We start from the raw sequence: 22,228 nt of genomic DNA, 5'->3' as shown, positions 1-22,228 counted from the left end.
GATGAGTATTTGGGCTAGATGTTTTGAAGGAAAACGAGTAAAACTCAAAAAATGGCATAATACCAATGAATCTTTCGTTCAATTATTTTCTTGAATCTCAAAGCTCTATGAAATCGACTGCACTCGTTAAACGCTCTAGTTCTCAAGTGACCGATCAAGCGGTTGAAATTATTCATGAGCGGATTCAAAACGGAATCTATCCAGTGGGGTCGGCTTTGCCCTCGCAACGCGAATTGTCGTCGGAACTTGGCATTAGCCGTGCGTCGCTCAGAGAAGCACTCACGCGTTTGGCTGCCTTAGGTTTGCTCAACATTATGGCGGGTAAAGGTGCATATGTGACTGCGCTTGAAAGCCAGCCAGTCGAGCAATGGAATATCCAGTTTAAAATTTCACTTAAAGATTTTTATCAGCTTCGTTATATTTTAGAAGGCTTTAGCGCACTTCTGGCCTGTGAATATATCTCTGATCATGATATCAAAACCCTCAACCAGCATTTTCAGCAACTTAAAGCTGCAATTGAAGCACATCACTGGACTGAAGCTGCCGAGCATGACTTTTTATTTCATCAGCTCATCATTGGGTTGAGCAATAATCAATCCATTATTCAAAGCTTAAAAAATCAAACTGACTGGATGAAACAAAGCCAGATCCTGCCGTTTGTACAACCCAATCTGGCCTATAAAACTGTTCAAGAACACGAACAGATTTTACAGGCACTCAGTCAACGCAATGCCGCTGCCGCTGAAAAAGCCATGCGCTTACATATTGTGGGTGCTGCGCAACGTGCCGGTGTGTATTTTTCGAGTCATTCTATTTAACATAACGCTGTTCAACGATTTCAAACATGGTGCAGTCATTCATTCATACACGCACCATTGCAACGCATCTGATCACATATCTTGAGCTTTTACAGATTTGGGTGTGCTCGAAGCCCATTTTTTCGTATTAATTCTTGATATTTGAATTCTCAAATAATGAATATATGAATCAAATATAAGCTGAATTCAACATATTATGAGTCTGCTCGGCGCACCTAAATGAGCAAAAAATGCGTATCATGCTTTTAAAATGAGCATGTCTATTTCAGGCGGGTGCATATCTATATCTGATCACGATAGCGAATAGTTGATTTCATTATGATTATTTTACAGCGCTGCATGCCTGAGCATACAACGCTGACCGATCTTTCTTAGAAATTCCAGCTCAATGACAATGTTGCTTTGAGTGGTTCACCAGGTTGTACCCAGTAATTGGTATAACTTGAAACGTAATAGTCTTTATCAAACAGGTTGTCGATATTGAGCTGGGCACGTAAATCTGGACGGAGCTTGATATATGCCCCGACATTTACGGTCGTAAATTTAGGTAAACTGGTGCCATTGTCGATGTAATTGGCGCTTCGTTTGCCATAATAATTGATATTGCCCGTAACACCAGCATCTTTCCCCCACGCACTAAATTGATAATCCGCACTTAAATTTGCCGTATGCTTAGGAATATTTTTTAGGCGTGCACCTTTGGCTTCGACTTCACTTTCGACCACCGAGGCATCGGTATAGGTGTAGTTGGCATTAAGGCGTAAATGCTCAGAGACCTGATGCTGTAGCTCAAACTCAAGACCATGGCTTTGCACGCGGCCACTGTCCACATAAGTGTCTGTAATCCCTTCGGTAAGTAAATGGCGTTTATCGAGATCAAAATACGTGAATCCCAGCCAGCTTTGTGGCAGATATTCATATTTAGTACCGACTTCCCAACTGGTGGTTTTTTCAGGATCATACAGTTGATTATTTTTATTTAATCCCGTATTTAGCTCAAATGATTTCCCCCAGTTGCTATAAAAAGATAAATGATCGGTGGGCTTGAAGTTAATACCAGCACGCGGCGTAAACGGCGAGAAGGCCTGCTTGCTTTGTGTATTGCTACGATAATCTGCAATTTGCTGCTCTAGTCGGTTAAAGCGTCCACCCAGCAATATATTCCACTGATCATTCAGGAAAATCTGATCTTGCAGATTGAATCCCAGCATATCCTGAGTTTCTTTACTGTTTTTGGTTACTCGCGTGAGTGGCAATACATTTACACCATATACAGGCTGGTAAATATTGATCGTACTTAAAGCACCCACTGCACTTCTGCGCTGAAGCTGGTCGATGGTGTAATGCCCTGCTTCAACATTAGCCACCAGCTCGTGCTTAATGGTTCCTGTATTCAATTTCCCACGTAAAATTGCCTGAAATTGCGTGGTTTCGGTATTAAACCATCGATAGCGACGAAAGCGATTTGCAGTTTGTCCATCGGCTGCAATCGATGAAATTTCAGTTGAAGTTCCTTCGCGCTCACCCTGCTCATGACTTAGCGCGGTGGTCAGGTTCCAGTCGTCATTGAATTGATGATTCAGACGCAGTTGATACATCTGGTCGTTGATTTTAATATCGCCATCACTTGGTTCACCTAAAAAGGTTTTTTTATTAACCACAAATTGACCGTTGACCATCGGTACGCCACGGTCAAACACGCCTTGATTTTTGGCAAATTCTGTATCCAGATTTAACTGAGTACGATCTGAAATTTTCCAAGCCAGCTGTGGCGCAATATAATAATGCTGGCTATCGACCTGATCTCTAAAACTTTGATTGTTTTCATAAGCGAGCCCCAGTCTGTACGCAAGCTGATCATTGATTGCGCCAGTGGTATTGAGTGCTGTCCGGTATTCTTCAAGTGTACTGCCACTTAAGGTCAATTCACTCTTACGTTGCCATTCGGGCTGTTTGGTGGTGATGTTCATAATCCCCCCTATAGCGCCTTGGCCATACATGGCAGCCATTGGCCCCTTCAGAAAATCAATCGACTGGATGTTGACCATATCGCGTGGCGCATGGATGCCGCTTAAAGAGCTTAAGCCGTTACGCATGTAAATCGTGCCCATGTTTGGGTCGGTACTAAAACCGCGAAACGAGTAATTGTCCCAAAAGCCACCGCCATAACTGTCTTGATAAACCACGCCATTAACCAAGGCCAATGCATCGCTCACGCGCTGAATATTATGATTTTTGATATCTTGTTCGGACACATGCGATTTGGTGAACGGCACATCAATCAGATCGTGATTAAACTGGGTAATTGCCTGAGAAGATGCATGACGCTCATCTTGCTTTTCTGCGGTTAGCGTCAAGGTTGAAAGCTGCGCAGTTTGAACTTGAGTGCCTGTTTCAGCCGCCAAAGCCACCGATACCATTGAACACTGGGCAAGTAAAATACTCCACGCAAGTGGATGAACATAAAATTTAGACATAGTAAAACTCTGTAAGACAAAAATTGGACAAAAATGTCGGAATTTAGATCAAAACAGGATTTACGGGCGGGGCTCGACCTTGCGGACAAAGAAAGAGACGGCGAAGGCAAAAGAGAATATATGCCATCGCCGATAAGAAAATCAGTTTAAAAACCTGACCGATCTCGATCAGCGTGATATCCGTTGTCGGCGTAGGTGCAATATGATGAAACAGATGACAAAAATGACAATCCAGAGTTGGATGCATCGAATGCTGATGATCCGCTTTGAAATCGCTATGTAATGACATTGCAGACGATTTGACAGCAGACATTGTGGTATGCGATGCATCATGATGCATTGCACTGTGCTCAGTCATCTGCATAATTTCCACGCAGACCGGATTTTGCTGCATCGATACAGGCAATAGCGCTTGCCAGAATACAAGATTCTGCAACAAGATCACCAAAAGGCCAAAGGCCACACCCAATTTATGCATCACAAAAAAATTAATACCTAAGCGCGGCGAAAATAGCATAATTTTAAGAAAAACACATCTTCTAGTACAGGCGACAGATATAAAAAAAGCATGGAATCAGTAGATACCATGCCTTTGGGTTTCACTTAAATGTGGTTAGTCTTCGTTCACTCGCGCAAACTCTTCTTCGGGCGTTCCTTTCACCAGATGGAAGCGGCTATACAAAATAAAGTACAGAATAAAAGCCACATAAATCATTGCGGTGAGCAACCATACTTTCGGATTGACCATTAACCCAGCCACTACTGCAATTGCAGCCAGAACCAATGCAATACTTGAAGTAACCACACCACCCGGCGTTTTATACGGACGTGCAAGGTTTGGATGAGAAATCCGCAATTTGATATGTGACAGCATCATGAGCACATAAGAGATGGTTGCACCAAAGACAGCCATTAAAATCAGTAAATCACCTTCATGAGTCAATGACATCAAAAAGCCAATGATCCCCGGAATAATAATCGCAAGAAAAGGTGCTTTATTTTTGTTGGTCAATGACAAGCTTTTTGGTAAATATCCGGCACGTGAAAGTGCAAAAATCTGACGCGAATACGCATAAATAATCGAAAAGAAGCTCGCTACAAGCCCAGCCAATCCAACAAAATTAACAAAACTGGCCAACCATGTATGCTGCCCATACACCGCAATCAAGGCATCAACCAAAGGTGCACCTGAGGCTTTTAACGCATCTGACCCCGCAGCACCAGCACTTAAAAACAAAATCAATAGCGCAAATGCCGCCAAAATCAGCATCGAACCAATGAGGCCACGCGGCAAAGAACGAACTGGATCTTTGGCTTCTTCTGCCGCCAGTGGAACGCCCTCCACAGCTAAAAAGAACCAAATGGCATAAGGTACCGCTGCCCAAATTCCTAAATAACCGAGTGGTAAAAATGCACTGGCCCCAACGTTATTGCTGACCGCAATATCAAATAATTTACCGCTTTCAAAATGCGGAATCATGGCCACAATAAATACCAGTAAAGCCACACAGGCAATTGCGGTAATGATGAACATGATTTTAAGGGCTTCTCCCGCACCTTTGAGATGAATACCCATAAAGACCAGATAGCACAGTAAGTAAACGCTCCAGCCACCAATCCCAAACAGTGACTCACAATATGAACCAATAAAGACCGCGATCGCCGCAGGTGCAATGGCATATTCAATTAGAATAGCGGTTCCGGTGAGGTAGCCTCCTAATGGGCCAAACGCGACACGAGCAAAACTGTAGCCACCACCTGCGGTAGGCAACATGGTCGACATTTCAGACATAGACAAACTCATGCACAGGTACATTAAGGCGACAATGACCGTAGCAATAAATAAACCGCCCCAGCCGCCCTGAGCCAGACCGAAGTTCCACCCCGCAAAGTCTCCAGATATCACATAAGAGACTCCTAAACCCACCAATAATAACCAGCCCACTGCACCCTTTTTGAGCTGGCGTTTTGCAAAATAATCAACATCACGAGTTGCGCCATTGTCTAGGCTTAATTCTGAATCTTTCATTGTATTCAATCACTCTATTGATCCAACCGACTTCATTCATGTTGCGTAAAAGCCCATTTCAAAACTTGACCGCAAATTGTGAGCAAGGTCATTTGAAGTCAAGTTGATTCATTTTTTCTTTTATAAGATCAGGCCAATCGGTACTTACGACGTATCTAAAATTAGAGTGAAGGAGTCGAATCATGACGGTCGAACAAAACGAATTTTTAAGCTCAGTTCAGCTTCAAATTCTTGCAGAACAAGCCATCAAGCAATATCCAAACGAATATCAAGGTTCAGTTAAACTCCTGTGTCAGTCAGAAAATGCCACTTTTTTAGTGACCACAGCGCAGGCAAAATACGCACTTAGAATCCATCGACCGAATTATCATCACTTGCAAGATATCGAAAGTGAGCTGGCGTGGTTAGATGCGCTTAATCAAAGTGGAATCGAAGTTCCACTGGCGATTGCCGATCAGGATGGTCAACGTGTGATCACCCTGAAACTGGCCGAAGGCATTTCGCGCTACGCAGTGCTTTTCAATTGGGTCAATGGCAGCATGCCCACCACCGATGTCGATCCGACCGCTTTTCAACAACTGGGACAAATTACCGCCGCACTACATCAACACAGTAAAAGCTGGAAACGCCCAGAACAGTTTAATCGAATTGTGTGGAATCATGACACCATGGTCGGTGCTCAAGGCCATTGGGGCAACTGGAAACATGCACCGCATTTAGATCAAGCCGACCACGCTGTGGTGGAAGAAGCCATTGCACGGATTTCAACTGAACTATGCCAGTACGGTGCCGATGAAGATCGCTATGGTCTGATTCATGCCGATTTAAGACTCACCAACTTACTACTGCAAGATCAGCAAATTGGTGTGATTGACTTTGACGACTGCGGTATGAGCTGGTTTATGCATGATCTGGCTGCCGCGATTAGTTTTAATGAACATTTAGATGCTGCACCGCAATGGGTAGAGCACTGGCTAAGAGGTTATGAAAAAACAGGTCATGTTCAAAATCATGATTACGTCATGATTCCTACATTTATTATGCAACGTCGCATTCAAATGATGGCGTGGAATGGTTCACATGCACATACCGAAATGGCGCTTAGCTTAGGCGATCAATGGTCAAATGAAACCGTGCGCTTATGTAAGAAGTACTTAAATGGTGAAATGCCAGTCGGACGTAGCAACGCTTAAGTAAAACAAAGCACTTGTTCACTTTATCTGTTTTTTCATTGAGTTGTATTTCGTAATTTGGGGCTAAATTAGATATGAAAAGAAACATGCATTTACTCGGAATTGGAGCTTTAATCGCAGGTGTTTTAGCTTTGGGAGGCTGTGCCCAAATGCCAAAGCACGATACACAGGTGTTGGCATCCGCGATCAAGCAGGAGTATCTGGCACAAGGTCACTGGGATGCGTTTAATCGCGATCAGCTTAATCAATTAATTGCACAATACGGCAAAGACAGTCCTAACTATAATCCGTTAAAACGGCCCTATATTGTGACTGATTTTGACAATACCTCGGTTTTTTTAGATATCGAGGAAGCGACATTAATTTATCAACTTCAACAGCTTGCATTTGCCGTAACGCCAGAACAGCTCAATACGATTATTCGTAAGGGAATCAGTAAGCAAAATTTTGTTGCAGATTACAATAACAGCCAAGGTCAAGCAGTTAATATCGACAAGATTGCACCCGATATTGTGCAAAGCTATGCATGGCTATATACGCACTATTCAGGCTTAAAAGGCAATCAATCCTTAGCGCAAATCCAAACGAGCCCGCACTATCAAAACTTTATCAGCAAAATGCGTTATTTGTATGCGGCTATTGGAGATACTTTTGATCATGATGTGTCTTATCCATGGGTAACCTATTTATTTGCCGGAATGACCGAAGCAGAAGTACGTGATTTGGTTCAAAAAACAGTTGCTTGGCAAAAATCTCAGCCCATTGGCCCGGTGACATGGACATCCCCATCTGATTTAAAAGGTCAGGCCGGTGTGGTCAGTGTAACGTGGGAAAGTGGTTTACGCCCTTATGCCGAAATGCAGGACTTATTTCAAGCATTTCAAAATAACGGCATCGATGTTTATGTGTGTTCGGCTTCATATATCGATGTGATTAAAGAAATTATTTCTAATCCCAATGTGGGCTTTAACATTCCAGACAGCCATGCTTATGCCATGGAACTTGAGCGAGATTCACAAGGACGCATTTTGCCTGAATTTCGTAAAGGATATGATCAGACCCAAGGCAAAGGCAAAACGCGCACAATTGAAAAATTTTTGGTATCTAAATATGGTTATGGGCCGCTCTTCATTGCTGGCGACAGCGAAGGCGATCAAAACATGATGCAGGATTTTACAGATACGAAAAAGGTGCTGATTGTAAATCGTCTGCGCAAACCCACCACAGATATTGGGAAGTTTTCAGCTTTGGCTGTTCAAAGCTATGGACAGACTAATCCGAAATTTTTACTACAGGGCCGTGATGCAAATACAGGACAATTTACAGGGTCAATCAACAGTATCAGTTATGGATCGAGCACACCAAAAGCATTGAAATCTCAATAAATCCAATCCACTGAGTTATGTTTTAACCTGTGCTTGATCCATTCCGGCGCAGGTTTTTTAATTTTAGCCGTACATATAAAAACTACGCTATAGCTGGTATGCATCTTGCTTCATCTCTTCTATATATCGGTATTAAGTGAGATCTTCACATGTTTCAGATGAATACGGCACAACTATTGGGCACCAGCATGTGCAATCAGGGCGTGTTGTCAGCAGCTGCATCAGGCTTGAGTGATTTCATTAGCAGCAAAGGTGCAGACGTCGATCGTGTCTTTGGTATCAGTGGTATCAATCCCGAGTTACTGGCCAGTCCGACATTAAGTTTACAACTTCCGAATTACTGTCATGTATTAGAACAGGCCGCTGAACTTTCAGGATGTGACAATTTCGGTTTACATTATGGTCAGCAATTTCAGCCCAAATCTTTAGGTCTAATTGGCTACATCGGACTATGCTCTGCAACGCTTGAAAGCGCATTAGTCAATATGACCAATCACTTTTATTTGCACCAGAAAGACACGCTGAACCGCATGGTCGATTTAGGAGATTGCTGGCGCTTAGACTATCAGGTGCATCACGGTGCGATCTTAACCCGACGTCAAGATGCCGAATTGACCTTAGGCATGTTCATGAATGTGATTCGTGGCGTGCTGGGCGGGCATTATTCACCACGTGAAATTCATTTTGAGCATACGCGGCCTGAGTTTTGGCAAGAACATAGCAAATTGTTTAACGCACCTGTTTATTTTGATCAGCCATTCAACTCAATTTTACTGTCAAAAAAAGATTTGCAGCATCCGATGCCCAATCATGATCCGCTGCTATTAACCGTAATTCTAGATACTCTTCGCTTGCTCAATACCCATGTACACAGACAAAGCCTAACCGATCAAGTGCGCTCACATATTCAAATTGAGCTGAACACAGGTGAACCTAATCTGGAAAAAATTGCACACGATTTGGATTTGAGCAGCTGTGCACTCACCCGTCGGCTTAAACTTGAAGGATTAACCTTTAGTTCACTGGTCGATAAAGTGCGTTGTGAGCTTGCAGAGCATTACATGAAACAAAAAAATATCCCGATTTCCGAAATGGCATTTTTATTGGGCTACTCAGAGGTGAGTGCATTTTCTCGTGCATTTAAGCGCTGGTTTGGTGTTAATCCAAGACAATGGCGTAACTAATACAACCGGAACACGCAATTAAGCGGTTCCGGCTATTTGTTGATTGATTCGATTTAAAACCCTTCAAGCACAATTTTGCCTTTGGCTTTACCACCTTCAATCAGGCTATGCACCTCTTTGAGATTTTCGGCATTGATCTTGCCATAGACCTCAGTCAATGTGGTTTGAATAACGCCATCATCGACCAGTTTGGCCACTGCATTTAACAGTTCACGCTGCTGTGCAATATCTTCAGTTTGATACATTGAGCGGGTATACATAAACTCCCAATGTAAAGAGATCGATTTGGTTTTGAGTGGGCTGATACTCAGTTCGGCTGGATCATCAATCAGGCCCAAACGCCCCTGAGGTGCGGTTAATGCAGCAATCTGCTCTATATATTGATCGGTATAATTGGTAGAAAAAACATAACTAGGTGCCTTTAAACCCAGTTCATCCATTTGCGCCTTAAGTGGTTTTGAATGATCAATCACGTAATCCGCTCCGAGCTGTTTCACCCACGCTTGTGTCTCTGCGCGTGATGCTGTCGCAATAACTTTCAAATCTGATTTTGCTTTGAGTAATTGAATCGTGATTGAGCCGACACCGCCAGCCCCACCAATAATTAGGATACTTCGGTCTCCACCTGGTACTGGATCTTCAATTTTTAAACGATCAAACAACATTTCCCATGCAGTGATGGTGGTCAGAGGCATAGCAGCCGCTTCTGCAAAAGAAAGGCGTTTCGGTTTATGCCCCACAATGCGCGCATCGACCAATTGAAATTGTGCATTACTGCCCGGACGGGTTAAATCACCTGCATACCAGACTTCATCGCCTGCTTTAAATTCGGTGACTTCGTCGCCTACACTGACCACAACGCCAGCTGCATCCCAACCTAAAATTTTCCACTGTCCTGCTTCTGCTGCTGCACGTTTGCGAACTTTGGTATCAACCGGATTCACTGAAATCGCTTTTACCTCGACCAGAATATCTTTACCGCGCGCCACGGGCTGCTCAATCTCAATATCCACCAATGCATCTGGACGTGTAATCTCACCTTGTTCTTTATAGCCTACCGCTTTCATCTTGACGTTCCTCACTTGTATTGCGTGGTAGCATACCTTAAGCTTAATCCCCGTATATACAGACAAATTTCGCACATAGTGTCAAAAAGGATACTGTTATGAGTAAGGTAAAACATTCACGCTTTAATTGTAATCCGGGCTGCTCGGTCGAGGCTGCGATTGGCCTACTCGACGGTAAATGGAAAAGTTTAATTTTATGGAATTTACTTACCGAAAAAATATTACGTTTTAATGAGCTAAAGCGCCGTATTCCAAATGTAACTCAGCGTATGCTCACCAATCAGCTTCGCGAGCTTGAACAAGACGGACTCATTATTCGAACGGTTTACCCACAAGTGCCGCCTAAGGTTGAGTATCAGCTTTCTGCGCTGGGCCAAACCTTAAAGCCTATTTTAGTTGCTTTAAAAGAATGGGGCGATCAGCATATCGATTTGTATGGAAAACCACATCAAAGTGAAACTGAGCACCATAATGAGCGTGAGCAGCACACAGAAATTACAGCTCAGGTAGGATAAAAAAGCCTTATCGAGTGATAAGGCTTAAAGATTAGCTGAGTTTTAATCTTTGAGTTTACGAATAGATTGATCGAGTGCGCTAACCAACCAGTCGATATCGTGTTCCTGAAATGCCAGCGGTGGACGTAATTTCAGTACATTGCCATATGGGCCAGCAACCGAAGTCAATACGCGGTGAGTATTACGTAATTCTTCAATCAGATTCAGTGCCAAGGCTTTATCTGGCGATTTACTGTCACGATCTTTCACCAGTTCAAATCCGATAAACAAGCCCGCACCGCGTACATCGCCCACACATTCATGTATATCCATGAGTTTGCTAAGTTCGGCCTGAAGTTTAGCACCCACATATTTGCTGTGTGCTTGTAAGTCTGCATCATGAATTACCTTGAGAACAGCTTGAGCTGCCGCCATCGATACTGGGTTTCCACCGAAAGTATTGAAATATGGAATATTATCGCTAAATGCTGCCAATACATCGCTTTTGGCAAGTAGACCAGATACCGGGATTCCATTGCCCATCGGTTTACCTGTGGTAATAATATCTGGCACTACACCATGGCGACCGAATCCCCAAAATGAGTCTCCAGTACGTGCAAACCCAGGTTGTACTTCATCGGCAATAAATATTCCGCCATTGGCATGAACCACATCTACTGCTTTTTTCAAAAATCCAACCGGATTTGGCATTACACCATCTGAAGAGAAAATTGAATCTGCCAGAAAGCCTGCAAACTTAATACCGTTGGCGTTCATGTCATCGATTTGCTGTTGAATTTGCGCTGCAAACCAATCACCTAAATCATCTGCTGCAATTCGGTATGCATCCGGTGCAGGAACCAAACGAGTTGTAGCTGCCAAAGCCTGACCAGAACCTAATGCAGGAGAACAGCCTGAAGTTAACTCACTGGTGCCGTGATAAGCTTCTTGCGAAACAATGATACCTGTTCCGCCACTATATTCACGGGCAATTCGAATGGCCAAATCATTGGCTTCAGAACCTGTACACATATACATGGCACGGTCAATTTCGCTTGGTGTTGTTTTTAAAAGCTCTTCGGTGTAATTCAGAATATTTTCATGCAAATAGCGTGTATGTGTGTTGAGCATTTTCATCTGCTCATTCACTGCCTCAATGACAGCAGGATGACAATGCCCAATACTGGCTACATTATTGTATACATCGAGATACTTATGGCCCGCAGCATCCCAAAGATACTGTCCTTGCCCTTTTACCAAATGCACAGGATTACGATAAAATAATCGATAAGACTCACCGAGCACTTGGCTGCGTTTATCTGTTAATTTTCGGGTTTCAGCATCCAGTGCGGCTGCATGTTCTGCGCGGAAACTGTTGGTATCCATGATGGTTGAACGTGTAACCATGAATGACTCCTGTATTTAAATAATTCAAAATGGCACACTTGAAATTGAATCAAATCGGGCCATGTTCTTTCGAATGTATATATCGCTGTTTGACTTATATTGTTCAAGTTTGAGAAAAGAAACTTGACACTAAAGCGCGAAAGTTGTCATTTGATGTCAAATTAGCGAATTCAATGTATGCTCGGATTGCTGTATGCTTCAGCAAACTACTACGTATCGCATCTAACACTAGAATGTCATACTAATCAAAATAACTATCTTACAAATAATGGTATGAATTAAATCGTGAGGATATTCGTATGCAATTCTTTTATCTTAATTCTAAAGATAAAAATGTGTTTTATAACAAAGCAAAAACAAGTGCACTTTTGTTCATCTTATAATTCATGCGGTAGATGTATAGCCTATACTTGGCAAAAAGGTAGCTTTCGTTGTGACAGATTTACAAAATGGCTTTATACAGAGACAGGAAATGGGAACTTAAGTGGAAATACTCCTAATGGTACTTTTAATAGCGCTCTTCTAACGATAACTCGTGCATAATTTTTAATATACTCCTTATTAAATCATAATGAGGAATTCTTTTAACATTGATAGATTGCTTATGAAAAAAATATTCTGTATGTCTTATTATCCTTTATTATTTTAACCGTATTCATATTTTTTATAAAAGATGGATAGCCACCGATTTTGTAGACACCTTTTAGTTAGATAAAATGGCTAATTAACGAGGTGCTTATGAGCAGTAAACGATACCCTGAAGAATTCAAAATTGAAGCAGTAAAGCAAGTGACTGAAAAAGGTCATAGTGTGTCTGAAGTGGCCACACGTTTAGGTACAACCACGCATAGTCTTTATGCCTGGATCAAGCGTTATGATCCTCAAGAACCTAAAATCATAGACTTTAGGGATGCAGTTTCAGAATTGGCAAAACTAAAAAAAGAGCTGCAACGGGTTACAGAAGAAAGGGACATATTAAAAAAAGCCGCGGTGTACTTCGCAAGCCAGTCCAAATGAGGTATGCCTTTATTCAGGACCATCAGCACATATGGTCTGTTCGTCGTTTATGTTCGACTTTACATGTTCATCATAGTGGTTATTACGCATGGCTAAAGCAACCCACGAGTAAAACTATAAAGAAACGGCAACAGCTTGCAGGCTTAATTAAACAGTTTTGGCTGGAATCTGGAGGAGTCTACGGCTATCGCAAGATTCACTGTGATTTGAAAGACGCTGGCGAAAATTGCGGTATCAATCTTGTACATCGGTTAATGAAAGCGAATGGGCTTAAATCACAGCGCGGCTATCGCAAGCCTAGAACTTATGCAGGTACGCCCAGTATTGTTTCAGCAAACACCTTGGAACGACAGTTTAACCCAACTCAGCCTAATCAGCGGTGGGTAACTGACATTACGTATATTCGTACACATGAAGGTTGGTTATATCTTGCTGTGGTGATTGATTTATTTTCACGTCTTGTTGTTGGCTGGTCTATGAAATCGAGAATGACTACAGATCTTGTGCTAACTGCATTATTAATGGCGCTATGGCGGAGAAAACCACAGAATAAGGTTCTGATCCACTCTGACCAAGGCAGCCAATATACCAGCCATGAATGGCAAGTATTCCTTAAACAACATAATCTGGAATGTAGTATGAGTCGCAGAGGAAACTGTCATGATAATGCTGTTGCTGAGAGTTTCTTTCAGTTGTTAAAGCGCGAACGCATCAAGAAGAAAATTTATTCAAACAGATCCGAGGCTAGAACCGATATCTTTGAATATATTGAGATGTTTTATAATTCAAAACGCAGACATGGTTCCAATGGTCAGCGTTCTCCATTAGAGTATGAAAAAGCCCATTTCAAACGGGCTATGTGTATCTAGAATTTTGGTGGCTATTCACCTAGTACATTCGATATATCTATGCTTATTCATTACTTAACAGATTCAATGTATTTTTCCATTGATCATTTTGATAACTAAAATCATTTGGGTTAGTTGTAGATGGTGGATTATTTGAAATGAAGGTATATATTTGTTTACGTTGTTCTTTTGACAATAAAGAAACCACATTAGGATTGTCTAGTAGGTTTGCTCCTATACTACTAATGACACTATCCTTCATTTCTCTATCCTTTGAACCTAATGTAGCGAGTGTTGTTGATACTTCTTTTCCATTTAGCACTGAAGTAGCTACATAACTCGCTTCATTAAGTGAAACATTATCCTTACTCAATATATTTTGATTCATTTTTTTTGAATCTTCTGCTGAAGGATTTGTTGAAGAATAAGTTGAGATCAATGCCTGTCTAACTTCCTCTGAGGTGTGTGGATCTGCATTGATATCATTGACCGCATCAGCAATTCGTTTACGAACAAGATCATTTTTTGGTAAAGCTTTTTTAAGCTGGTGTTCTTCTTCAGTTAATAATGATGCATTATTTAAAGCACCCAAAGCCGCACTTTGAACCCGAGGACTTCCATTCTTTAAATAAGGTATAATTTCGTCAGCTGCCTCAATAGGGTTTAATGCAGTAAGTGACACCAGAATGTCAGTTAAAGCCTGTGGATCAGAATTATTTTCTTTCAACAATCCAACTAATTGATCAATCTTTTGCTCTCTTGGTAAAGCTGAATTATTTAAAATATTCAACATTTTTTGAGCCCATCTCGGCGGTGATATATTATCAGGTAATTCCTGACTAAATTTTATATCGCTAGTATCAGAAGCAACTGATTGTTGCGTTGTTTGATACTCAGATTTAGTACCCTCTTCTTTTACTTGATTATCATCATTATTAGTAAAAAGATATAAACCAACTAAACCAAGGCCAAGTGCTATAATCACAAGGATTATTTTATTTCTACTATTTTTCATAAAGCCTTCTTAAAAATTTAAAATACCCTTAATCTATTTTAATTAAGGGCATGTACTAAAATATTAAACTATGTTCTGGTAATTGTTAATAATGAACTACCATAAGTCGAACTTGGAAGACTACCACCTAAATTTCCATTGCCTGTTTGTGTAAATATCCATTTAACGAATGCATCACATCTGAACGAGCCTTTTTGCCAAGTATACGCCGTACAAGCTCCTGATGAATTATAAGATGAACAAACTTGAATAGCTGGGTTCGGTGTTGAAGACCACAAGTTATAAGATACGTGAGGTTTTTGTTGGTTTGAAAGCGTATTAATTTGGCTTGTTGCTGAAGTATATGGAGACTTCCAAGTAAAGCTTGATTTAGCTTTAGCACCCCAATACGTATCAACTTTAAATCCGTTAACTGTTACATTCTGGACTACATTAACATACGGCGTAGCATTCATTACTTGAGCCACATTATCTTTTGCAGCTAAAACACCTAAGTGTCCTAAATACCCAAATCCTGAAACAGATAGATCTCGACCTAAAACATCACCTACTGCAACAGGATTGCCTGCTGCTAAAACTAGTGAGCTTTGAGCTATTAGAATGCTTGATAAGAAGAACTTCTTCATAATTTTACCTTTTGATTGACTAAAGTGTATAATTTTTTTGAATTTTTAGATTTTATATACCAAAAAGATATTTAACAACATAGTTTAAATTTTAACCATCACATAAGTACTTAAACATATTAACTAACCCGAATCCTGTTTAAGCCGATGATTTCATAATTTGAATTGTTGGCTTATTTCGATGGGTTAATTGATATGCACATAGTGAGGCGTAAATTCCACTCAGAAATCCATGAAGACTACGTGCTTTACTCGTCACTAAATTATATTGCCCCTTCAATAAACTGAATAATGTTTCTATTTTATTGCGTTGTCTTAAGTGATATTCATCTGATGCACAGAGTTGAATAGCCTGCATATTCTTACGATGATAAGTAATTAAATCAATACCTTGATCTTTCAATCTAATTTTTAATTCTTGGCTGATGTAACCTCGATCCCCGTAAAGTTTTCCGTTTAGACCATCAACTAATTGCTCAACCATTTTTCATGTCAGCAACATGTCCATTCGATAAAGCAGAACAGGCAATTTCACCCAATTGATTCATCGCAATATGTAATTTACAGCCATAAAACCAGCCCATTGAGCTTCTACCACGTGATGCAATTTGGACTAATGATTTATGACGCTGAATACGTTGATTTTTACAAACTGGCAGAGTGGTTGAATCAATCCATAAATATTGTGTATCTTGGCCTTTCATCAATGCCACATTTAAAGCGTGTAGAGCTAATTCATGCCTTTTGATCAGATGAATCATCCTTTGATAGCAAGGCAAGTACTTAAATAAATGGCTTTTATCTTCTTTTAACCAAGTAAAAAAGGCTTTGAAATTATTGAAATGAGAGCATTTGTACCAAATAACAATAAAGCAGATTTCTGAAATTGTAAGTTGAGCAGTTCTGATTCTTAAGGAACCACGATTTTGTTTGAGAAACTCCTAATAAGTTGCTTCAAATTTAAGAAAAAAATCATCAATTATGCAGAATAATTCGGTACTATTAAACATCAGGACTAGAGTTGTGAGTTTGGTGTGGTAACTCAACTGATAGCTCTAGTCCTCTTATTTTTCAAGTCAATTTCTTATCCGCGATTCGGGTTAGCATAAGATTTGACTGCTATATATAAGGCTTTGTGTGAATATCTTTACGAGTTGGTAACTCTACAGAGCTTTCATTAAACAACTCTTCTAACCATCATTTAAGTGTAACGCCAGAAATGTAAGTTGAATGCCCTTATGGAAACAAGGACTTTGCATTTAAATTAGATAAAAACTTATTTTTCTATTTTACTAGTAATCTACAAATTATTTTTAAGCTTATAGAATCTGTATTCTGGATAAATTAAACCAATTACAAATAAGATAGAAAAACCAACCCATAAAAACAAGGTCATCATTTTTACTTGTTCTTCATTCCATGAGCTAGATTCTGTATCTAAAAAAAAGATACTTTTCCAACCCTTAATATAACTAGCCCCACCCCATGAAAGAATCCACTTACAAACCAAGCTAAAACATAAATAAATTAATATCCATAGAGAAGTAGACATTCGTTAGATTCCTAGTGATGCCATCTCTAATGCAGATCTATTATTTGCTGCTGCTACATTTATACAAGCTTTATAAACTGGTTGAGCACCGCTTAATCCAGCTAAATAAGGAATGATTTCATAAAAATAATCTTTCAAATAATCTAATCCTGGTTTTACAAAATATGATGTACCAGGAATTATGTCTCCAACACCAGGTGGTTTTGGAACCAAATTAAAATTTGCAGAACAGGTAAGAATTGATTTTACTGTATTAGAAATGACAACCCCCACGTCATTATTCATATCTAATGAGTTAGCTATACTTTGTGTCCATATCTTAGAGGCAACCTCACGTGCAGCAGCTTGAGCTGGATTATCGGACGCAATGGCATATGTTTGAACTGTACGGGATGTTGGGCTAGAACACCCTAACCCATTACCACCATTATATTTCAGAACACTATTATTCGAGCTTATAAACTCAACTTTTACATTCGGATAATGCTTTGTAAAGACTTGGATTGTGGGATGAAGTACCGTTGAACACGACTTATCATTTGTAAAATATCTGACAGTGTGTTTTTGTGAATTATAGTGAGCTGCGTAAATACGACCATCTGCATACAAAGTCATTGCAGAAGCATCACTACCTGCTTTTGTTCTACCTTCAGAATAAATAGCTTTTGCCATTTTTAACTTATATGGTGTTGATAAAACTTCAAAATTTTTCGAAAATTTAATGTAATCTTCGCCTAATACAGCCGCTAATTCATTCTGAATATGTGAGTCACTATCAATCTTAGATAACGTAGATGGATTTTCTAGATATGGATTTAAATTTAAATTTCCAGCAAAACTAAATGATGGTATAGATAATAATAATACTAAATATAAACTCTTATATTTCATAATTTTCCCTATTTTAATTTTGGGGATCAGGAAGTTAAAGAAAATTATTACGAATTAATTTAAGCAAATCGAGGTATAAATTACAATACCAATGATTGAAGCAATACTCCTTTTCTTTAAGATGCAAATAAAATATCTTTTTGTCAATTCTATTAAATTTACTGAGTCGCTTTTTAACATAGTTCCAGAATGATTCTATGCCGCTAATATGACGCTCAGCATTAGCAAATTCATTGTCTCCATGATTAACTCCTAGATATTTACCAAAACCAATTTCAACTAGACCATCATAGCCTCTCCAGCCTATTGCATAAGTCACTGAACAAGCTCAATATGTCCACGAATAATACCTTTTAGCGTAGCTTGGGAGCAGTGAGGGACAATTCCTTTATATAAATTCCTACCCCGTTTGAGTAGTCCAAAAACAACGGTTTTACCTAATGCACCTCGACCGTGCTTACCTCGTACACGATTGACTCAGAAATAGAATTCATCCAGTTCAACAACATCATTGAAAAGAGATATTTGTTCATACTAAATAGTATTTTTTACGCAATTTGATATAAGTTGTATTGATAGTACGCACTGAAGTACTGGTGAGTTTAGCAGTGTCTGAAGCAGTAAAATCCACGGCAAAAAAGCGAATGATCTACCTGAATTTTGCTTGTGTGATTCTTGAACGGGAATACTATCTGTTTTTGCTTTCATATAAAATCGCTTTCTGAGCCGATACAAAAAAACGCCACGTGCATGAACGCGCGGCGTTTTGAAAATTCATAGATAAAGGTTTAAAACCTCTATCAGTCAAAAAGATCAAATCAATTGAAGCGCTTCATTACTGCTTCGACTGCATGATTAAATGCCTGTGGCTGTTCCACATTCGAAATATGCGATGCCTCCAGCACTTCAAGTGTTGAATGTACAATGTGCTCACATAAAAACTGACCATCGGCCACTGTAGTCACTGGATCTTGTGCACCAGCAATCACCAGTACCGGTATGCTTATACGTTGCAGTTGAGGGCGCACATCGGCCTCTGCCAACGCTTCACAGCAACTGGCATAGCCTTCGGGACTACCTTGAGCTAAATCATGACTCAGCTTTTCTACAATTTCTGGTGAGTCTTCAATAAAGCCTGGCGTAAACCAGCGTGTTGCCGCAGTTTGGGCAATCGGCGTTAACCCTTGCTCACGTACCAATTGCGCACGTGCTTGCCAAGCTTGAGCTTCTCCAATTTTTGCTGCGGTGTTGGCTACAATCACCTGATTAAAACGCTCAGGAAAATGTATTGCCAGCCATTGTCCAGTTAACCCACCCATCGAAATTCCACAAAACGTAGCTTGAGGAATTTGCAAATGATCAAGCAATGCAATTACATCGGTACCTAGCTGATCAATGCGATAAGGGCCAACAGGTGTCGATGATGCACCATGACCACGCGTGTCGTAGCAAATGACAAAATACTTGTCCTGAAAATACGCTACCTGTTGTTGCCACATACTCAGGTTGGTACCCAACGAATTTGAAAAGATCAGTGCAGGACGATCCGCCTGACCGAATGTTGCATAATTGAGAGCAACATCCTGCGCTGTTAGTGTGTCTTTAAAGTGAAATACTGGCATATTTATTCCTTAAACCCGCTCAATAATGAGCGCAATCCCCTGACCCACGCCGATACACATCGAACACAGCGCATACTTACCGCCCGACTGTTCAAGCTGGTTTAAAGCCGTCGTCACTAGACGCGCACCTGATGCACCCAATGGATGACCCAGTGCAATTGCACCGCCATTCGGATTCACCCGTGCATCGTCATCTGCCAGCCCCAAGTCTCGGGTACAGGCCAGTGCCTGTGCAGCAAAGGCTTCGTTCAGCTCAATCACATCCATCTGATCAAGCGTCAGATTGGCCTGCTTGAGTAGCTTTTTGATCGCCGGTGCCGGTGCGAAGCCCATGATGCGTGGCTCGATGCCCACCGTGGTGGATGCAATGATCTTGGCACGTGCTTTAAGCTGGTATTGTGCAACCGCTTCGTCTGATGCAATTAAAACTGCTGCTGCACCGTCGTTGATGCCTGACGCATTGCCCGCTGTCACGCTACCTTCCGGCTTGACCACGCCTTTTAGCTTGGCCAGTCCCTCTAGTGTGGTTGAGGCACGTGGATGTTCGTCGGTGTCGATCACCACCGGCTCTCCTTTGCGCTGTGGAATCGTGACAGGCACGATTTCTTTTGCAAAGTAGCCTTTGGCCTGTGCCGCCGCGGTGCGTTGCTGGCTGGTGTAGGCAAACTGGTCTTGGTCTTCACGCTGGATGCCAAACTGCTCGGCCACATTTTCTGCGGTTTGCGGCATGGTATCCACACCATACATGGCTTTGAGCTTCGGATTGATGAAGCGCCAGCCCATGGTGGTGTCTTCTATCTTCTGGGTGCGTCCAAACGCCCCTTCTGATTTCCCCATCACATACGGTGCGCGGCTCATGCTTTCGACACCCCCTGCAATGATCAGATGGGCTTCGCCTGCTTTGATCGCACGTGCTGCCATGGCGATTGCATCCAGAGATGAGCCACACAGGCGGTTGACCGTCGTTGCCGGTACTTCGACCGGCAGGCCTGCCAGCAGTGCCGACATACGGCCAACGTTACGGTTGTCTTCTCCTGCCTGATTGGCACAGCCGTAGATCACGTCATCGACCTGTACCCAGTTTACGCTTGGGTTGCGTTCGATCAGGGCAGCAATCGGGATTGCACCGAGGTCATCCGCACGTACTGCTGCCAATCCGCCAGCATAGCGGCCAAACGGGGTACGGATCGCATCGACGATGTATGCATGTTTCATATTCGGTTATCCTTAGCCTTGTGTCGCATCGATCAGTGTTGCACCGGTCAGGCGTTGTAGTTCTTCAAAGCTTAAGCCTTCGACTTTCTCGATCACTTTCAGTCCTTCTGGCACCACATCGATGATGCACAGGTCGGTGTAGATCCGGTCGACACATTTCTGGCCCGTGGCTGGGTACGTGAGTTCAGCGACAATCTTCGGCTCACCTTTTTTGGTGACATGATCGGTGGTTACAAAGACTTTTTTTGCCCCAACCGCAAGATCCATGGCTCCACCGACCGACGGTATGGCATCCGGTGCACCAGTGTGCCAGTTGGCCAAGTCTCCATTGGCGGCGATCTGGAATGCGCCTAGTACGCAGATATCCAGATGTCCACCGCGCATCATGGCGAAGGAGTCGCCATGGTGAAAGAAGCAACCGCCTTCGAGCATGGTCACGTATTCTTTACCTGCGTTGATCAGTTCCGGATCTTCTTCGCCGGCCGCTGGTGGTGGACCAAAAGCCAGCAGTCCGTTTTCTGAATGTAGAAATACGTCTTTGTCGGCAGGCAGATAGCTGGCAATCTTGGTAGGCAGGCCAATCCCTAGATTGACATAAGAGCCTTCCGGAATATCTTGGGCAACGCGCTGGGCGATCTGGTCACGGGTCAGTTTGTGATAACTCATCTCGATCTCCTTATGGTGCAGCGCTTGCTGGGGTAGATTGGACTGGTACAACGTGTTGAACAAAGATGCCTGGGGTCACCACATTTTCCGGATCGAGTTCTCCTAGTGCCACCACTTCGCTCACTTGTGCGATGGTTACGTTGGCGGCCATGGCCATGATCGGGCCGAAGTTTCGTGCTGATTTGCGATAGACCAAATTGCCCCAGCGGTCGCCCTTGTAGGCTTTGATCAGGGCAAAATCGGCCTTGATCGGATTTTCCAGTACGTAGTCTTTGCCATCAAAGTTCAGAGTGGGTTTACCTTCTGCGAGTAAGGTGCCAAAACCGGTTGGGGTGTAGATCGGCCCCAGCCCCATGCCGGCGGCCTGTATACGACAGGCCAGATTGCCCTGCGGCACGATTTCGAGTTCAATTTTGCCCGCACGGTATAGCTCGTCAAATACGTAGGAGTCGGCCTGACGTGGGAAGGAACAGATGATCTTTTTAACGGCGCCAGTTTTTAGCAGCTTGGCCAGTCCATAGTCTCCATTGCCGGCATTGTTGCTGACGATGGTCAGGTTCTTGCGACCTAGTTCAATCAGTCCGTCAATCAGCTCGGCAGGTTGACCGGCTGTTCCAAAACCACCAATTAGAATGGTGGCACCGTCGTGGATCTGGGAGAGCGCTTCCGTTAGGGTCGCTGCACTTTTATCTATCATGTCATCAACCTTTGGATGAAAACGG

Annotated in this window: 19 protein-coding genes and 2 pseudogenes; 6 read left to right on the top strand and 15 right to left on the bottom strand. The window is 42.0% G+C overall.

The genetic code is table 11. The annotated features are described in order from the left end of the window. Positions 1–107: 107 nt before the first annotated feature. Complete coding sequence (locus KCV09_RS03140) at positions 108–818, top strand: FadR/GntR family transcriptional regulator (protein WP_171250634.1); 711 nt, start codon at positions 108–110, stop codon at positions 816–818. 371 nt (positions 819–1,189) lie between these two features. Here the strand turns inward: KCV09_RS03140 and KCV09_RS03135 are convergent, their stop codons facing one another. The 3 genes from KCV09_RS03135 to eat all read right to left on the bottom strand — a co-directional run bounded on the left by KCV09_RS03135 (position 1,190) and on the right by eat (position 5,324). After that, positions 1,190–3,295, bottom strand: coding sequence for a TonB-dependent receptor (locus tag KCV09_RS03135; RefSeq protein WP_212515508.1), 2,106 nt, complete (start codon positions 3,293–3,295; stop codon positions 1,190–1,192). 43 nt (positions 3,296–3,338) lie between these two features. After that, positions 3,339–3,773: a hypothetical protein gene (locus KCV09_RS03130; protein ID WP_228154064.1), complete on the bottom strand. Its 435-nt coding sequence runs from the start codon at positions 3,771–3,773 to the stop codon at positions 3,339–3,341. Between the two features lie 135 nt (positions 3,774–3,908). Next, entirely contained in the window at positions 3,909–5,324 is a 1,416-nt protein-coding gene (gene eat, locus KCV09_RS03125) for an ethanolamine permease (RefSeq protein ID WP_004925410.1), read from the bottom strand. A 182-nt stretch (positions 5,325–5,506) separates the two neighbouring features. Here eat and KCV09_RS03120 point away from each other — a divergent pair, with 182 nt between their 5' ends. The 3 genes from KCV09_RS03120 (at position 5,507) to qhpR (ending at position 9,086) form a co-directional block, all read left to right on the top strand. Beyond that, on the top strand, positions 5,507–6,517 hold the full coding sequence (locus KCV09_RS03120) for a phosphotransferase enzyme family protein (RefSeq protein WP_151746404.1): 1,011 nt from the start codon (positions 5,507–5,509) through the stop codon (positions 6,515–6,517). 149 nt (positions 6,518–6,666) lie between these two features. After that, positions 6,667–7,902 (top strand): HAD family hydrolase, encoded by a 1,236-nt coding sequence (locus tag KCV09_RS03115; protein WP_228301583.1) that lies wholly within the window; start codon positions 6,667–6,669, stop codon positions 7,900–7,902. A 149-nt stretch (positions 7,903–8,051) separates the two neighbouring features. Next, positions 8,052–9,086 carry an AraC-like transcriptional regulator QhpR gene (gene qhpR, locus KCV09_RS03110; protein WP_004925421.1) on the top strand — a complete coding sequence of 345 codons (1,035 nt, stop codon included), beginning with the start codon at positions 8,052–8,054 and terminating at the stop codon, positions 9,084–9,086. 53 nt (positions 9,087–9,139) lie between these two features. Here qhpR and KCV09_RS03105 read toward each other — a convergent pair whose 3' ends face one another. Next, on the bottom strand, positions 9,140–10,153 hold the full coding sequence (locus KCV09_RS03105; RefSeq protein WP_212515506.1) for a zinc-binding alcohol dehydrogenase family protein: 1,014 nt from the start codon (positions 10,151–10,153) through the stop codon (positions 9,140–9,142). Positions 10,154–10,251: 98 nt separating this feature from the next. Here KCV09_RS03105 and KCV09_RS03100 point away from each other — a divergent pair, with 98 nt between their 5' ends. Then, positions 10,252–10,668 carry a winged helix-turn-helix transcriptional regulator gene (locus KCV09_RS03100; RefSeq protein ID WP_104124387.1) on the top strand — a complete coding sequence of 139 codons (417 nt, stop codon included), beginning with the start codon at positions 10,252–10,254 and terminating at the stop codon, positions 10,666–10,668. Between the two features lie 42 nt (positions 10,669–10,710). On the opposite strand, the gene KCV09_RS03095 is transcribed toward KCV09_RS03100, so the two are convergent. Further along, positions 10,711–12,054 carry an aspartate aminotransferase family protein gene (locus KCV09_RS03095; RefSeq protein ID WP_151746407.1) on the bottom strand — a complete coding sequence of 448 codons (1,344 nt, stop codon included), beginning with the start codon at positions 12,052–12,054 and terminating at the stop codon, positions 10,711–10,713. A gap of 738 nt (positions 12,055–12,792) precedes the next feature. Between KCV09_RS03095 and KCV09_RS03090 the strand changes: the two genes are divergently transcribed. Continuing rightward, positions 12,793–13,940, top strand: a protein-coding gene (locus tag KCV09_RS03090) for an IS3 family transposase (protein WP_370685178.1) whose coding sequence is annotated in 2 segments (ribosomal slippage) — positions 12,793–13,039 and positions 13,039–13,940 — 1,149 coding nt in all. Because the reading frame shifts where the segments join, the coding sequence is not laid out codon by codon here. A 43-nt stretch (positions 13,941–13,983) separates the two neighbouring features. On the opposite strand, the gene KCV09_RS03085 is transcribed toward KCV09_RS03090, so the two are convergent. The 10 genes and pseudogenes from KCV09_RS03085 to KCV09_RS03040 all read right to left on the bottom strand — a co-directional run bounded on the left by KCV09_RS03085 (position 13,984) and on the right by KCV09_RS03040 (position 22,203). Continuing rightward, entirely contained in the window at positions 13,984–14,934 is a 951-nt protein-coding gene (locus KCV09_RS03085; protein ID WP_004936991.1) for a HEAT repeat domain-containing protein, read from the bottom strand. Positions 14,935–15,002: 68 nt separating this feature from the next. Then, positions 15,003–15,560: a hypothetical protein gene (locus tag KCV09_RS03080; protein ID WP_004936988.1), complete on the bottom strand. Its 558-nt coding sequence runs from the start codon at positions 15,558–15,560 to the stop codon at positions 15,003–15,005. Between the two features lie 139 nt (positions 15,561–15,699). After that, positions 15,700–16,570 (bottom strand): annotated as a pseudogene (locus KCV09_RS03075) (IS982 family transposase). Between the two features lie 290 nt (positions 16,571–16,860). Then, complete coding sequence (locus KCV09_RS03070; RefSeq protein WP_004936978.1) at positions 16,861–17,112, bottom strand: hypothetical protein; 252 nt, start codon at positions 17,110–17,112, stop codon at positions 16,861–16,863. A 3-nt stretch (positions 17,113–17,115) separates the two neighbouring features. Next, complete coding sequence (locus KCV09_RS03065) at positions 17,116–18,003, bottom strand: hypothetical protein (RefSeq protein ID WP_004936974.1); 888 nt, start codon at positions 18,001–18,003, stop codon at positions 17,116–17,118. Positions 18,004–18,037: 34 nt separating this feature from the next. After that, positions 18,038–18,652, bottom strand: a pseudogene (locus tag KCV09_RS03060) (IS1595 family transposase). Positions 18,653–18,821: 169 nt separating this feature from the next. Continuing rightward, positions 18,822–19,625 (bottom strand): 3-oxoadipate enol-lactonase, encoded by an 804-nt coding sequence (gene pcaD / locus KCV09_RS03055; protein ID WP_212515505.1) that lies wholly within the window; start codon positions 19,623–19,625, stop codon positions 18,822–18,824. A gap of 9 nt (positions 19,626–19,634) precedes the next feature. Then, the gene (gene pcaF, locus KCV09_RS03050) at positions 19,635–20,840 is read right to left on the bottom strand and encodes a 3-oxoadipyl-CoA thiolase (RefSeq protein ID WP_212515504.1); all 1,206 of its coding nucleotides are present in this window, start codon (positions 20,838–20,840) and stop codon (positions 19,635–19,637) included. 12 nt (positions 20,841–20,852) lie between these two features. Beyond that, a complete protein-coding gene (catJ, locus tag KCV09_RS03045; protein WP_004925445.1) occupies positions 20,853–21,506 on the bottom strand; it encodes a 3-oxoadipate CoA-transferase subunit B CatJ in 654 nt (217 codons plus the stop codon). 10 nt (positions 21,507–21,516) lie between these two features. Beyond that, complete coding sequence (locus KCV09_RS03040; RefSeq protein WP_004925451.1) at positions 21,517–22,203, bottom strand: 3-oxoacid CoA-transferase subunit A; 687 nt, start codon at positions 22,201–22,203, stop codon at positions 21,517–21,519. Between the last annotated feature and the right edge of the window lie 25 nt (positions 22,204–22,228).

Origin of the sequence: Acinetobacter soli, assembly GCF_018139125.1 — a bacterium.
Classification (GTDB): domain Bacteria; phylum Pseudomonadota; class Gammaproteobacteria; order Pseudomonadales; family Moraxellaceae; genus Acinetobacter; species Acinetobacter soli.
This window is presented reverse-complemented; position numbering and strand designations above follow the sequence as displayed.

Excerpts from the sequence above, each read along its gene's own strand:
- KCV09_RS03140 (WP_171250634.1), top strand. The coding sequence starts at position 108 with ATGAAATCGACTGCACTCGTTAAACGCTCTAGTTCTCAAGTGACCGAT.
- KCV09_RS03135 (WP_212515508.1), bottom strand. The coding sequence starts at position 3,295 with ATGTCTAAATTTTATGTTCATCCACTTGCGTGGAGTATTTTACTTGCC.
- KCV09_RS03130 (WP_228154064.1), bottom strand. The coding sequence starts at position 3,773 with ATGCATAAATTGGGTGTGGCCTTTGGCCTTTTGGTGATCTTGTTGCAG.
- eat (WP_004925410.1), bottom strand. The coding sequence starts at position 5,324 with ATGAAAGATTCAGAATTAAGCCTAGACAATGGCGCAACTCGTGATGTT.
- KCV09_RS03120 (WP_151746404.1), top strand. The coding sequence starts at position 5,507 with ATGACGGTCGAACAAAACGAATTTTTAAGCTCAGTTCAGCTTCAAATT.
- KCV09_RS03115 (WP_228301583.1), top strand. The coding sequence starts at position 6,667 with ATGCCAAAGCACGATACACAGGTGTTGGCATCCGCGATCAAGCAGGAG.
- qhpR (WP_004925421.1), top strand. The coding sequence starts at position 8,052 with ATGTTTCAGATGAATACGGCACAACTATTGGGCACCAGCATGTGCAAT.
- KCV09_RS03105 (WP_212515506.1), bottom strand. The coding sequence starts at position 10,153 with ATGAAAGCGGTAGGCTATAAAGAACAAGGTGAGATTACACGTCCAGAT.
- KCV09_RS03100 (WP_104124387.1), top strand. The coding sequence starts at position 10,252 with ATGAGTAAGGTAAAACATTCACGCTTTAATTGTAATCCGGGCTGCTCG.
- KCV09_RS03095 (WP_151746407.1), bottom strand. The coding sequence starts at position 12,054 with ATGGTTACACGTTCAACCATCATGGATACCAACAGTTTCCGCGCAGAA.
- KCV09_RS03085 (WP_004936991.1), bottom strand. The coding sequence starts at position 14,934 with ATGAAAAATAGTAGAAATAAAATAATCCTTGTGATTATAGCACTTGGC.
- KCV09_RS03080 (WP_004936988.1), bottom strand. The coding sequence starts at position 15,560 with ATGAAGAAGTTCTTCTTATCAAGCATTCTAATAGCTCAAAGCTCACTA.
- KCV09_RS03070 (WP_004936978.1), bottom strand. The coding sequence starts at position 17,112 with ATGTCTACTTCTCTATGGATATTAATTTATTTATGTTTTAGCTTGGTT.
- KCV09_RS03065 (WP_004936974.1), bottom strand. The coding sequence starts at position 18,003 with ATGAAATATAAGAGTTTATATTTAGTATTATTATTATCTATACCATCA.
- pcaD (WP_212515505.1), bottom strand. The coding sequence starts at position 19,625 with ATGCCAGTATTTCACTTTAAAGACACACTAACAGCGCAGGATGTTGCT.
- pcaF (WP_212515504.1), bottom strand. The coding sequence starts at position 20,840 with ATGAAACATGCATACATCGTCGATGCGATCCGTACCCCGTTTGGCCGC.
- catJ (WP_004925445.1), bottom strand. The coding sequence starts at position 21,506 with ATGAGTTATCACAAACTGACCCGTGACCAGATCGCCCAGCGCGTTGCC.
- KCV09_RS03040 (WP_004925451.1), bottom strand. The coding sequence starts at position 22,203 with ATGATAGATAAAAGTGCAGCGACCCTAACGGAAGCGCTCTCCCAGATC.